Origin of the sequence: Bacteroides sp. An279 (genome assembly GCF_002159615.1) — a bacterium.
In the GTDB taxonomy this organism is placed as follows: domain Bacteria; phylum Bacteroidota; class Bacteroidia; order Bacteroidales; family Bacteroidaceae; genus Phocaeicola; species Phocaeicola intestinalis.
In genome coordinates this window covers 1-12,816 of record NZ_NFJA01000100.1, presented here as the reverse complement: position 1 = coordinate 12,816, position 12,816 = coordinate 1, and the positions used below count along the sequence as shown (strand labels likewise).

General features: G+C 48.6%; 11 protein-coding genes and 1 pseudogene. 2 read left to right on the top strand and 10 right to left on the bottom strand.

The annotated features are described in order from the left end of the window. Positions 1-110 precede the first annotated feature (110 nt). Entirely contained in the window at positions 111-2,546 is a 2,436-nt protein-coding gene (locus tag B5F78_RS14100; protein WP_087407023.1) for a S9 family peptidase, read from the bottom strand. Between the two features lie 121 nt (positions 2,547-2,667). Beyond that, positions 2,668-3,309 (bottom strand): helix-turn-helix domain-containing protein, encoded by a 642-nt coding sequence (locus B5F78_RS14095; protein ID WP_430746826.1) that lies wholly within the window; start codon positions 3,307-3,309, stop codon positions 2,668-2,670. A 27-nt stretch (positions 3,310-3,336) separates the two neighbouring features. Here B5F78_RS14095 and B5F78_RS14090 point away from each other — a divergent pair. Both B5F78_RS14090 and B5F78_RS14085 read left to right on the top strand, forming a co-directional pair. Next, positions 3,337-4,197 (top strand): annotated as a pseudogene (locus tag B5F78_RS14090) (alpha/beta hydrolase); the annotation flags it as partial. 1 nt (position 4,198) lies between these two features. Then, entirely contained in the window at positions 4,199-4,738 is a 540-nt protein-coding gene (locus B5F78_RS14085) for a cyclophilin-like fold protein (protein WP_162608560.1), read from the top strand. Between the two features lie 139 nt (positions 4,739-4,877). Here B5F78_RS14085 and lgt read toward each other — a convergent pair whose 3' ends face one another. The 8 genes from lgt to tsaB form a co-directional block, all read right to left on the bottom strand. After that, a complete protein-coding gene (gene lgt / locus B5F78_RS14080) occupies positions 4,878-5,699 on the bottom strand; it encodes a prolipoprotein diacylglyceryl transferase (RefSeq protein ID WP_087407021.1) in 822 nt (273 codons plus the stop codon). A gap of 21 nt (positions 5,700-5,720) precedes the next feature. Continuing rightward, positions 5,721-7,061: an RIP metalloprotease RseP gene (gene rseP, locus B5F78_RS14075; protein ID WP_087250545.1), complete on the bottom strand. Its 1,341-nt coding sequence runs from the start codon at positions 7,059-7,061 to the stop codon at positions 5,721-5,723. A gap of 109 nt (positions 7,062-7,170) precedes the next feature. After that, positions 7,171-8,331, bottom strand: a complete 1,161-nt coding sequence (locus B5F78_RS14070; RefSeq protein ID WP_022040222.1) for a 1-deoxy-D-xylulose-5-phosphate reductoisomerase — start codon at positions 8,329-8,331, stop codon at positions 7,171-7,173. Between the two features lie 36 nt (positions 8,332-8,367). Continuing rightward, positions 8,368-9,219 carry a murein hydrolase activator EnvC family protein gene (locus B5F78_RS14065; protein WP_087407020.1) on the bottom strand — a complete coding sequence of 284 codons (852 nt, stop codon included), beginning with the start codon at positions 9,217-9,219 and terminating at the stop codon, positions 8,368-8,370. 36 nt (positions 9,220-9,255) lie between these two features. Beyond that, positions 9,256-9,771 carry a ribosome maturation factor RimM gene (rimM, locus tag B5F78_RS14060; RefSeq protein ID WP_087210765.1) on the bottom strand — a complete coding sequence of 172 codons (516 nt, stop codon included), beginning with the start codon at positions 9,769-9,771 and terminating at the stop codon, positions 9,256-9,258. Between the two features lie 5 nt (positions 9,772-9,776). Further along, positions 9,777-11,084 (bottom strand): UDP-N-acetylglucosamine 1-carboxyvinyltransferase, encoded by a 1,308-nt coding sequence (gene murA / locus B5F78_RS14055; protein ID WP_087407019.1) that lies wholly within the window; start codon positions 11,082-11,084, stop codon positions 9,777-9,779. Between the two features lie 15 nt (positions 11,085-11,099). Further along, positions 11,100-11,720 carry a DUF4290 domain-containing protein gene (locus B5F78_RS14050; protein ID WP_022040219.1) on the bottom strand — a complete coding sequence of 207 codons (621 nt, stop codon included), beginning with the start codon at positions 11,718-11,720 and terminating at the stop codon, positions 11,100-11,102. A gap of 79 nt (positions 11,721-11,799) precedes the next feature. Then, positions 11,800-12,489, bottom strand: coding sequence for a tRNA (adenosine(37)-N6)-threonylcarbamoyltransferase complex dimerization subunit type 1 TsaB (gene tsaB, locus B5F78_RS14045; protein ID WP_022040218.1), 690 nt, complete (start codon positions 12,487-12,489; stop codon positions 11,800-11,802). Positions 12,490-12,816: the final 327 nt, after the last annotated feature.

Sequence of the window (12,816 nt, the reverse complement as noted above, 5' to 3'; positions counted from 1 at the left end):
TGACGAAGAACAGGAGCGGAAAGGACCAAAAAATCGCCCAAAGCACACACGAAAACGGATACATCAAGCCAAGAAAAACTTTTTGGAGAAATTCAAAACAGCTTCTAAATTCACCTTCGGGGAATATCTACCGAATCTTCGGCTTTTCCGTTCAGCCAGCGCGAGAAGAAGTCTACCATGCGCCAGTAGAAATACTCGTCCATATCGCCGAAGCCGTGACGCTGGCCGGGGAGGATAAGCATCTCAAAGCGTTTGTTGGCACGAATCAACGCGTCTACTACGCGGATGGTGTTTGCCGGATGTACGTTGTTGTCGATGTCGCCGTGTACCAGCATCAGGTGTCCTTTCAGCTGTTTGGCTATTTCGGGATTTGTCGCTATCTTGTACACAAAGGTTGTGTCTCCCTTTTCGGTAATCTCTTCTTTTACGCCGTGATGGGTCTCGCTCCACCAGCGGTTGTAGATGCGGTTATCATGATTCCCGGCACACGATACGGCGGCTTTGTAGAAATCAGGATACTGGAGGATAGCGGCGGTAGACATGAATCCGCCTCCCGAGTGTCCGTGAATGCCTACGCGGTCGATGTCGATGTATTTGTAGCGTGCCGCCAGTTGCTCTACCGCTGCTTTATGGTCGGCAAGGGGATAGTCGCGCATGTTTCCGTATCCGTAGTTGTGATACCATTTCGAGCGGCTGGGATGTCCTCCGCGCTGTCCTACCGAAATCACGATAAAGCCAGCCTGCGCCAGGCGGTCGGTGCGTACGCTCATGCGGGTAAATGGATAATAGACCGCTTCTACCTGCGGACCGGGATATACGTAGTCGACTATCGGATAGACTTTGGTCGAATCGAAATTATAAGGCTTGTACATCACGCCATAGAGGTCGGTCACACCATCGGCAGCTTTTACCGTAAAGAGTTCGGGGAACTGGTAGCCTGCGGCAAAAAGCTGGGAGAAATCGCTTTCCTGCAAATCCATCACCTTATTTCCGTTGCGGTCTATCAGGACAGCATTCGGAACGGTATTTACCCGCGAATAATTGTCAACGATGAAACGCGCATCGTCGTCCATGTCTGTTTCGTGGAAGTATTCGCCTTCGGTCAGCCGTTTCAAGCCGCTTCCGTCGGCATTCACTTTATACAAGTGTTCGTAATAAGGATTCTCGTTCGCTTCGCGTCCGTTGGCGGTGAAGTAGATGGTGCGGGTGGCAGGGTCTACCTTTACGACACGCTCTACGTGCCACGGTCCTTTGGTGATGCGGTTTTTCAGGTTTCCTTGGTCATCATATAAATAAAGGTGTGCCCAGCCGTCTCGTTCGCTCCATTGGATAAATTCCTTTCCGCCGTTGAATACCTGAATGGGGCGTGTTTCCTGATAGGTGTTCATCCGTTCTTTTACGATGGGGACGATGGAGTCTTGTCCGATGGTGTACGTACATACATCGATGCGGTGCAGGTCGCGGCTGCTGCGGGTCAGGAAGAAGCGGTTGTTGTCACCCTGCCATACATCGGGGATAAATTCGGCATCCCGCTCTTTCATCTGATACGGACGGTTTTCCAGCATCAGCGTTTGGTTCTTCCATGCTGCCGTACGGATTTCTTTCCGGGTGTTCGTGGTCATGTCGAAGATGTACAGGTGGTCTTCGGGAGCATCCATCTCGCCCGGCATCTGGTAGCGGTAAGTCTCCAGCGTGGGACGGGGCGAAGCCGTGGAGTTGATGACCCACAGGTCTTTCACCTTGCGCTCGTCGGTCACTACGGTCACGAAATGTTTCGAGTCGGGCGACCAGTATCCCCATACGCCCCGGCGTTTGCCGTTGCACAGGGTATCGGTATTCAATATGCTGTAAGGAATGCCATAGCCGAAGTGCTCGCTTCCGTCTTTCGTCAACTGGATTTCTACAATCGTACTGTCCTTCTCTTCCTTTTGCGCCTTGCGGTAATCGGCGATGCTCATGCGGTAGAGGTTGCAGTCCTTGGCATATACCACCGTTTGTCCGTCGGGAGAAACCGATGCCCAATCCAGCCGTTTCGGTTCCTTGGCTTCTTCGGTCAGCAGGGTCAGCTTGCGTGTCGGATAATCGTAGGAGAAATAAAATACTTCCTTTTCGGGGGTGTCCGCCTTTTTCTTGTCATCCTTCTTCGGCTTCTTGTCTTGCGAAGAGGTTACTTCGAAGGTAAAGGTACGTCCGTCTTCTTTCACTTTCAGGTTTTGGATGGGCAAATGGCGTGCCTCGAACGGGTCGTGAACGATTTCGGTAAGTTGGGATGCCAATTCATCGCGGTCGAATAGCGGAGTCTTCCGGCGGGCGTCGGGGTCGACTACATACCACGATGTGCCTTCGCTGGTTTTGTATTCGAACCAGAAATCGTTTCCGGTCGGGAACCAATGCGGGTCGACTTTGGTAGAGAACAGCATCGTGTTCAGTTTTTCTCGTGTGAATTTCTCTGCCTGAAGGTATTCGGGCAGACGCTCTTGGGCAACGGAAGGCATTGCCTGAAGGGCAAGTCCCAAGAGCATGAGGGATAAAATGCGTATTTTCATAAACTCTGCTTGTATTAAAATTTATTTCAAGCCCCAAAGATACGAAAAATGCAAGTAAGTGTATCGGTTTTGCGGATATTCAAATAAAGAATCACACTGATTTTTCGCAATCCATTTCCGATTAACTACATACAGTCAAGTTGTTTTGAGTACGATATTCCTTTGGGGTACATCCTACTTTTTTCTTGAAGAAGCGCAGGAAGTGTTGCGGATATTGGAATCCCAACATGTCCGCTACCTGTTTCGTGTTCATCTTGGGGTCAAGAAGAGCACTCTTTGCGATTTCCGCTATTTTGGATTGGATAAGTTCATGCGGGCTCTTGCCTGTTTCTGATTTCACCAAATCGCCAAAATAGTTGGGAGAAAGGCAAACTTTTTCAGCAAAATATTTCACGGTGGGAAGCCCTTGCAGGCGTGCCGTGCCGGAATCCCAATACTCGTCCAGCAATTGCTCGAAATGGATAAGGACATCGTTGTTCAGCACTTCGCGCGTGACGAACTGACGTTCATAAAAGCGCATGCAATAATTGAGCAGCACTTCAATGTTGGAGATTATCAGCGGTTTGGAAAACCTGTCGATGGGGTGCTCCAGTTCATGGGCTATCTTGTTCATATAATCCTGTACGATGACACGTTCGTCCGCAGACAAGTGCAACGCCTCATTGGAAGCATACGAAAAGAAACTATATTGCTTCATTTTCTGTGCCAATGGGGTACGGAACAGAAAATCGGGATGAAACAACAGTGCATCGGCTTCAGGCACAGGTCCCTCTTCGATACGGTGGATGCTGCCGACTTGTATAAACCCAAGAACGCGGCAGGCAAGCTCCCAGCCATCGCGGTCAGTGGACCGTTCGGGGCAGTGAAAGAGCAGGCATCGGGACTGTATGCGCAGACATTGGCAGAGCACGGTTTCCTGACCATTGCTTTCGACCCCTCATTTACCGGAGAAAGCGGCGGGCAGCCCCGTAGTGTGGCATCGCCGGACATCAACACGGAAGACTTCAGTGCGGCGGTAGACTATCTGTCCACCCGTGACGATGTAGACCCGGAGCGCATCGGCATACTCGGCATCTGTGGCTTTGGAGGTTTTGCCATCAACGCGGCGGCTATGGATACGCGCATCAAAGCGACGGTGGCTTCCACGATGTATGACATCTGTCGGGGGACGGCAAACGGCTACTTCGATGCCAATGACAATGCGGACGCCCGCTATGAAATGCGCAAGCAACTGAATGCCCAACGGACGGAAGACTATCGCAACGGCACGTACAAGCGCACGGTGATGAATCCCCAACCTGCCGATGACGCGCCACAATTTATGAAGGATTATTATGACTATTATAAAACGAAGCGTGGCTATCACTCCCGTTCCATCAATTCAGGTCTGGGGTGGAACGTCACTTCCTCGCTTTCACTTCTCAATATGCCCATTTTGGCTTACAGCGATGAAATTCGCAGTGCCGTATTGGTGGTGCATGGCGAAAAGGCACATTCGCGCTATTTCGGCGAGGATGCCTTCAAGAAGCTGAAAGGTGACAACAAGGAATTGTATATCGTGCCGGGAGCCAGCCATACCGACCTGTACGACAACCTGGAAAAAATACCGTTCGGCAAGATAGTCGAGTTTTACAACCAATACCTGAAGTGATATGAAACGGTTGATTTACTGCTGTGGAGTGGCTATTTTCCTCCTTTTTACGGCAAATGCCCTTATTGCCTGCTCGGACGATGACCCGATGGAGGAAAGGACGGAAGTTCCCGCTCCGCCATCTGATGAAAATGAGGGCGATAATGAAGGAAACAACGATAACAATAACGGTGATGACAATGCATCCATGGAAAGAAATATTACAATTTCAGTAAACGGAACATCGTTTGCCGCTACGCTGGCAGACAATGAGGCTGCACGGGCTTTTGCAGCCATGCTCCCCCTTACGCTGGATATGAGCGAGATGAACGGCAACGAGAAATACCATTACTTATCGGAAAATCTGCCTACGGACAGCTATCGTCCGGGGACAATCCAGACAGGCGACCTGATGCTTTACGGCTCGTCTTGCGTCGTCTTGTTTTACGAAACTTTTTCGTCCGGCTATAGTTACACACGCTTGGGGCAGATAGACAATCCCGAGGGGCTTGCCGCAGCCTTGGGAGGTGGAGATGTAAGCGTAAGGTTTGAAGTCCGGTAATACCTGTCGATGATTTGTGTATTCTTTGTTGCGCCGGATTTGTGCTCCGGCGTAACAAAGAAAAGAATATTATCAACCTTTCTTATCCGTTTTTTATTTCTCCCCGAAACCGTTGCTTCCGTATTTGAATTACATTTGCTCATGCTTTGACCGTTTTCCGGCGCAACACGAAATAAAGTCCCAGTGCGATGAAGGGAATGCTCAATACCTGCCCCATGTCGATGGGCATGGCATTCTCGAAATCCACCTGACGTTCTTTGAGGAACTCGATGAAGAAGCGGAACGTAAATATCAGGGTGATGCAAAGCCCGAAGTAGAACCCTTTGCGTACGTTGTCTTTTCGCTTCCGGAATATCCAGACCATGATGCCGAAGAACACGAAATAGGAAAGGGCTTCGTATAGCTGGGCAGGATGGCGGGGCTGGAGGTCGACCTGCTCGAAGACAAACGCCCAAGGAAGATTGGCCGGCATGCCGATGATTTCGGAATTCATCAGGTTGGCAAGGCGGATGAAGCCTGAAGCTACCGGTGCGGCGATGCCCAACATATCGAGTATGTCCAAGTAGTGCATCTTGGTTTTCCGGCAAAAGAAATACAGGGCGATAATCAAGCCCAACGTCCCTCCGTGGCTGGCAAGTCCGGCATAACCCGTAAATATCCAGTCTCCGTTGGGAAGAAAGCGGACTGGAAGTACGATTTCCAAGGGATGTGCCAGGAAGTAGGAAGGGTCATAGAATAGGCAATGACCCAACCTGGCACCCACAAATGTACCTACCATGCAATATACGAACAGCGACTGGTAAGTATCTATCGGAAATTTCCTCACTTGATAGAGCTTGTACACTACTTGGCAAGCTGCCAGAATGGCAATCATCCAGAAGATGCTATACCACCGAAGTCCGAAATTTCCGATGTGGAACAGTACGGGGTCGGGATTCCAATGAATGTAAAGCAGGTTCATCTATTTTCCTTTATATTTATATTAGAAAATAAACCGCATCACATCGTTGAAGTTCGCCCAAATGAGGAGGGCAAGGAGCAGGAACATGCCTACCATCTGCGCATATTCCATAAACTTGTCGCTCGGCTTGCGGCGGGCGATGATTTCGTAGAGCAGGAACAATACGTGTCCGCCATCGAGCGCCGGAATAGGCAAGATGTTCATAAAGGCGAGGATGATGGAGAGGAATGCGGTCATTTCCCAAAAACGTTGCCAGTCCCATACCTTTGGGAAGATGCTTCCGATGGTACCGAAACCTCCCAGACTCTTGGCTCCTTCGGCGGTAAAGACATACTTCATGTCGTTGGCATATCCTTTCAATGTATTGATTCCTAACATAACACCTGCTGGGAAAGACTGGAAAAAGCCATACGACACATCGGTCACTTTATAATCGATCAAGCCTCCGTAGGCGTTTACCTTGAAGCTGGCATCCGTCTGTACATTGACTGTATCCCGTATTCCGGCACGTGAATAAACCAATGTGAACTCGCCCGAAGTCTTTTCCTGCAATTCGGCGTTCAGTTGAAGGCGGTTCATCTGGTCTAAGAACTCGTTCCAAGAATTGATTTCCGTACCGTTGAATGCTACAAGTGAGTCTCCCTTTTGGATGCCTGCCTGTGCAAATCCTCCTCCGGCTATGACCGAATCCACTACATTCGGCTGGAATACGGATACGAACATCGGACTCTGTTGGGCTACATCGAGCAGGCTCAGTTCGGGCATCAGGATTTGTTTCTCTTCTCCATCGCGAAGCACGGTCACTTCGTGCGCTTCGACGATGCTCCGAATCATGTCTCCGTTGAAGCGGGTTAATTCCTCACCGTCGGCACTTAGGAGAATATCCCCGTCACGAAAACCTATCTCTTTTGCCTGTTCATTAAATTTCATTCCATACGTCATGTCCTTCAGGGCAATGTACGAATCGCCCCATGTAAAAAGAATCATGGAATAAATAAACAAGGCAAGGATGAAGTTCATCAGCACTCCGCCCACCATTACCAGAAGCCGTTGGCCTGCAGGCTTCGAGCGGAATTCCCATGGCTGAGGCGGCTTTTTCATCTGTTCGGTATCCATTGATTCGTCAATCATACCGGAAATTTTGCAATACCCTCCCAAGGGTAGCCAGCCTATACCATACTCCGTATCGCTATGTTTGGGCTTGTATTTGAACAAGGCAAACCACGGGTCGAAGAAAATATAAAACTTCTCTACCCGTATCTTAAAGAGGCGGGCAAAGAAAAAGTGTCCTCCTTCGTGCACAATTACCAGCAGCGAAAGGCTGAGAATGAGTTGGAGAGCACGAATCAAAAATGTTTCCATATCGTTTTCTTGTTTTTAATTTTTTAGTTGGCAGGGTGAAAAGGACGAGTTGACAAGGTTTTGGAATGTTCTCCCAAGGTATTTTAAGCCTTGTCACCTTGTTGTCTTGTCACCTTGTCATCTTGTTTATCACTAATTCTGCGGCAATGCGCCGTGTTTCGGCATCGGTAGCCACATAGTCTTCATACCTCGGGCGCTGGATAAACGGCACGCGTGTCATGGTTTTCTCGATGACCTCACTCATGCCGAGGAACGAAATCTTGTCTTCCAGGAATGCGGCTACAACCACCTCGTTGGCGGCATTTACGATGCAGGGCATGTTACCTCCCTGATGCAGTGCCTCGTATGCCAAAGCCAAGTTGCGGAAACGTTCCGTGTCGGGCTTCTCGAAAGTCAGCGTATTGTATTTGGCAAAGTCCAGCCGCTCTCCCGATAGGGAAACCCGCTTGGGATAAGAGAAAGCGTATTGGATGGGCAGACGCATATCGGGCACGCCTAACTGGGCTTTTACCGCTCCGTCCTCGAACTCCACCATCGAGTGGATGACCGACTGGGGATGTACTACTACCTCAATCTGTTCGGGGCGCACGCCGAAGAGCCATTTGGCTTCGATTACTTCGAAGCCCTTGTTCATCATCGAAGCCGAGTCGATGGTTATCTTGGCTCCCATGTGCCAGTTGGGATGATGCAAAGCCTGCGCCTTGGTGACCGTGCGGAGCTGGTCGATGGTGTACGTGCGGAACGGGCCACCCGACGCGGTAAGAATCACCTTCGATACAGGATTGTTCACCTCCAGGCATTGGAAAATTGCCGAGTGTTCCGAGTCTACCGGAAGAATAGGGGTATGATATTCTTGTGCCAGAGCATTGATAATCTCACCCGCTACGACCATGGTTTCCTTATTGGCAAGGGCGATGGCCTTTCCCGCACGGATGGCATTCATTGTAGGCAGCAGACCGGCATAGCCCACCATAGCGGTTAAAACGATGTCAATCGGTTGGGATTCTACAATCTGAGCCAGTGCGTCTTTTCCGGCATACACTTTTACGGGCAAGTCGGAGAGTGCTTCTTTCAGTGCCGGATATTTGTCTTCATTGGCTATCACAACAGCTTCGGGCTGGAACTCGCGTGCCTGTCGGGCAAGCAAATCCACCTGATTGTTTGCCGTAAGAGCATACACTTCGTACAGGTCGGGATGCTCCTTGATGACTTGCAAGGCTTGTGTCCCGATAGAACCTGTAGAACCTAATATCGCTATTTGTCTTTTCATGAGCCTATTCTTAATTCTTCATTCTTAATTCTTCATTTAAAACACAACGTATTGCTCGGGATTGACCGGATTCCCTTTATGCCATAACTCGAAGTGCAAGTGGGGCTTGTCGTCCTTGTCTATGGCATCACCTACCAAGGCGATTCCTTCTCCTCCTTTTACCTTGTCGCCTTCGCGTTTCATCAACGAATTGCAGTGTTTGTACACCGAGATGAAGTTCTGCGGATGCTGTATCTGGATGACGTATCCCCACGTGGGTGTATAACCGGCGAAGATGATTGTGCCTTCCAGTACAGACAGTATCGTTTCATTCGGGCTTGCGGTCAAATCAACTCCATAATGGCGGTTGTCCGGATTGAAGTTCGTAGACATCACGCCCCGCACCGGACGGTAGAAAATCAGTCCGGCAGCTCCCTCTTCAGTAATTGCCGTCAGATTATAACGTTCTTTTTCTTCGTATTGTTTTACAAACTCTTCTTCTTCCTTCGAGCGTGCTATCAGTTCTTCCTCGCGCAAGTCGGTCAGCGAATCGATAGACTGCACCGTATCTGCCTTTACCTGTCCGCTTAAAATGTCGCGGATATTCATCACATAGCGGTTTTGGCGTTCGAGTGCAGCCTGTAGCGAATCGGCACGCAGGGCATTTGCCACTACCTGTGCACGCACTTCACTGTTCATGTAGCCGGGCAGATAGTTGCGCAAAGGCGTAAAGACGATTATGGCTGCAGCAATGCAGAATATCACCGCACACGACACCAGCAATACCGACAATCCGTTCAATTTCGAAACGTGAATCCCCACGATCTCCTCCAATGTGTTCTCATTGACGATACTCAGCTTGTACTTGAACCGGATGTTATGCCAAAATGCCTTGCGCGTTTTTTTCATACCTTACTCTTTTATTTATTTTATACCTTATATATATTAAGGTTCGATTAATCCGTCGGGCACGTTTACTTTCATTACCTTCTTCTCCCGGTCTAAACCGATGATAAACTCTTCGTGGGCAGGCAATAAAAGTTCTTCTCCGTCTTTCTCGATGGCGAACAAGACATTGAGGGTGGTATCGTCTACATTCGTTATCTCTCCCAGATAGCCGTGATGCACATCTTCTACCCGGAAACCGATAAAGAAGTTCCAGGAAGTCACGTCTTCTTGCTCGTCCATGAATTTCTTGGGGAAATACACTTCTACGTTGGTGAACCTGCGTGCCTGCTCGGCGGTATCGATGCCTTCGAATTTCACCAGTGCCACCGTATCGGAACGGAAACGGTATTCCTCCATGAAGAACGGAACCAGGATGCCGTCCATGAGCAAGATAAGGTAATCGCAATCCACACGGTCGAATATATCATCGGTAAAGGTGAAAGACACTTCTCCTTTTATGCCGTGCGGCTTGTTGATGACACCGATTTTAAAAACTTCTTCCTTTCTTATCATACGCTTTATTCAATACGGGTGATACGTGCGCCCAAAGCCGACAGGCGTTGTTCGATATATTGGTATCCGCGGTCTATCTGTTCGATGTTATGGATACGGCTGATGCCTTCCGCATCGAGTGCGGCTATCAACAGGGCGATGCCTGCGCGTATATCGGGCGATGTCATGTTGCCTCCGCGAAGCCGGAACGTACGGTCATGTCCGATAACTACCGCGCGGTGCGGGTCGCAAAGGATAATCTGGGCACCCATGTCGATAAGCTTGTCCACGAAGAACAGGCGGCTCTCGAACATCTTCTGATGAATCAGGACACTCCCTTTGGCTTGGGTGGCAACTACCAGCATGACGCTTAGCAGGTCGGGGGTCAGTCCGGGCCAAGGCGCATCGGCTATGGTCATAATCGACCCGTCGATGAACGATTCGATTTCGTAGTGTTCTTGGCAAGGTACGAAAATGTCATCGCCATGTTGTTGCAGGCGGATGCCCAACCGGCGGAAACTGTCTGGGATGATTCCCAGATTCTCGTACGATACGTTTTTAATGGTAATTTCACTTCCTGTCATTGCTGCCATACCGATAAAACTGCCTACTTCAATCATGTCTGGCAAGACACGGTGTGTACATCCTTTCAATGTCTTTACCCCTTCGATAGTCAACAAGTTCGAAGCTATGCCTTCGATATGTGCTCCCATGCGGTTCAGCATCCGGCAAAGCTGCTGAATGTATGGCTCGCAGGCAGCATTGTAGATGGTGGTCTTCCCTTCGGCAAGCACTGCTGCCATTACGATGTTGGCGGTACCTGTTACCGATGCTTCGTCAAGCAACATATAGGTGCCTTTCAATCGCTTGGCCAGAATGCGGAACGTACCCCTTTGATTATCATATTGAAAATCAGCTCCCAGTTTCTGGATTCCCAAGAAGTGTGTATCCAGCCTGCGTCGTCCGATTTTATCTCCTCCCGGCTTGGAAATGACCGCACGTCCGAAACGTGCTACAAGCGGTCCTACCAGCATCACCGAGCCACGCAAGCGCGAACACCGCGCCAGGAAATCGTCGCTTTCCAGATAATCGAAGTTGATAGCATCGGCACGGAACGCATATGTATCCGCATTCTGCTTTTTTACCTTTACCCCCATATCTCGAAGCAGCTGGATAAGGTTGTTTACGTCCAATATATTCGGAATATTGCTGATAATCACTTCTTCATCGGTCAGCAATGTGGCACAAATAACCTCCAGCACTTCGTTTTTCGCTCCTTGCGGGATAATTTCGCCGTGCAGTTTATGTCCTCCTTCAATTACAAATGATGCCATATAGTCTTCTGGTTTTCAATACTTCCTTTTTTGCTGGTTATTGTTTCTCTGTTGGTTGTTATTGTTCATTTGGCGTCTGCGGGGCATCGTGCGTTGTTCTACCAATTGCACATCATCAATGGTCAATTTGATTTTTTCTCCTGAAAGTTCATACAAATCATCCAGTATTTTCTGGTTTTCCATACCATCCTTGTTGTTCCAGTTCTGGTAATCTTTTTTCATGTGGTTGGCAATCATTTGCAAAAGACGCTTACGCTCTTCCCCTTCCGGATAATCGACAGCTATGCGAATCAGGTTCTGTATATAGCTGCCATAGTGCCGGTAACGGATACGATGTTGTGGGTAAGGAATGCGGTCGGGTTTGATTTCCAGGCTTTCCTTTTTTACTACCTCCACCGGATAATCGATATCTAGCTTGAAATCGGACATAATGGCAAGGTGGTCCCACAATTTATGATTGTTGTCATTTGCATCACGCAAGTAAGGAAACATGCCTCCCATGATGTTTATAATCGTATTGGCACAGCGTTGCCGCTCTTTGCGGTCTTCTATCGTCAAAGCATAGTCTACCATGTTTTGTACGCTCCGGCCATATTCCGGTAGCGGCAATCTTCGTTGTTGGGTATTATATTCCATATTTTTTAAGTTAGGGACTAGGGTTCATGTTCTAGTTGGCTCGACTCTTAATATACTTATAAGCATCGGACCGACTCATTTATAATAATTTTTTTGGCTTTGAAGCCACAAATTCCTTCAGGTAAAAAGGTTCAAAATAGGCTACATCCTTAAAATCTTCGATAGCCATTGCCTTTTCAGCCAAAGGGAACATCCATTTGGCTAACGGATAGATTTTTTCAATGAAATGTGCATTGGGGTGTGTTAGCTTTGTCCGGCACTTTTCCGCACCGTTTCCAAAGAAATATACGGGATGATCGGCAAGCAATTCTGCATATGAATGCTCGTCAATCACATCTGCTCCTGTAGGACGTACGACTCGCAACGCACGGTCATAAATAGTAGCATATACCTCCATACGACGCGCATCAATCATCGGGCAAAGCAATGCATCGTCTGGCAATTCGTGGCGAAGTAATACCGGTACACACATCACTTCCAGTGTAGGAAGTCCGATAAGAGGTACTCCACGTCCGTAACACACTCCTTTGGCCATCGACACACCTATACGGAGACCTGTGTACGAACCTGGCCCGCAGCTTACTGCTACCGCATCTAACGGTATGGCATGGCTTTCAACAAATGATAACGCCCGGTCTACATATACGCCCAAAGTCACGGCATGTGAAGGCCCGTTGAAGTCTTCTTCCGAATAAATACATGCTCCGTCCTGGCTGACGGCAACCGAACAGACCTCTGTAGAGGTCTCAATATGTAAAATGCACGACATAAATCTATTATTAAGTACGAGTGTGCAAATATACAATTATTTTTTGAGTTTGTAAGTTTTTGAGTTTGTAAGTTTTTGAGTTTGTAAGTTTTTGAGTTTGTGCCAGGGGAGTGGCAATTATGGATGTTCTTTTAGCTAAAATAAATGATATGCGAAATGAAGATATATTTAGAAGCTGTTTTGAATTTATCGTGCGATGATTTGGGATGAGTTTTTGTGGCATTTCCGCTTCTGTGATGAGGAAGATAGCGGGCTATCTGACGAAGAACAGGAGCGGAAAGGACCAAAAAATCGCCCAAAGCACACACGAAAACGGATACATCAAGC

Excerpts from the sequence above, each read along its gene's own strand:
- B5F78_RS14100 (WP_087407023.1), bottom strand. The coding sequence starts at position 2,546 with ATGAAAATACGCATTTTATCCCTCATGCTCTTGGGACTTGCCCTTCAG.
- B5F78_RS14085 (WP_162608560.1), top strand. The coding sequence starts at position 4,199 with ATGAAACGGTTGATTTACTGCTGTGGAGTGGCTATTTTCCTCCTTTTT.
- lgt (WP_087407021.1), bottom strand. The coding sequence starts at position 5,699 with ATGAACCTGCTTTACATTCATTGGAATCCCGACCCCGTACTGTTCCAC.
- rseP (WP_087250545.1), bottom strand. The coding sequence starts at position 7,061 with ATGGAAACATTTTTGATTCGTGCTCTCCAACTCATTCTCAGCCTTTCG.
- B5F78_RS14070 (WP_022040222.1), bottom strand. The coding sequence starts at position 8,331 with ATGAAAAGACAAATAGCGATATTAGGTTCTACAGGTTCTATCGGGACA.
- B5F78_RS14065 (WP_087407020.1), bottom strand. The coding sequence starts at position 9,219 with ATGAAAAAAACGCGCAAGGCATTTTGGCATAACATCCGGTTCAAGTAC.
- rimM (WP_087210765.1), bottom strand. The coding sequence starts at position 9,771 with ATGATAAGAAAGGAAGAAGTTTTTAAAATCGGTGTCATCAACAAGCCG.
- murA (WP_087407019.1), bottom strand. The coding sequence starts at position 11,084 with ATGGCATCATTTGTAATTGAAGGAGGACATAAACTGCACGGCGAAATT.
- B5F78_RS14050 (WP_022040219.1), bottom strand. The coding sequence starts at position 11,720 with ATGGAATATAATACCCAACAACGAAGATTGCCGCTACCGGAATATGGC.
- tsaB (WP_022040218.1), bottom strand. The coding sequence starts at position 12,489 with ATGTCGTGCATTTTACATATTGAGACCTCTACAGAGGTCTGTTCGGTT.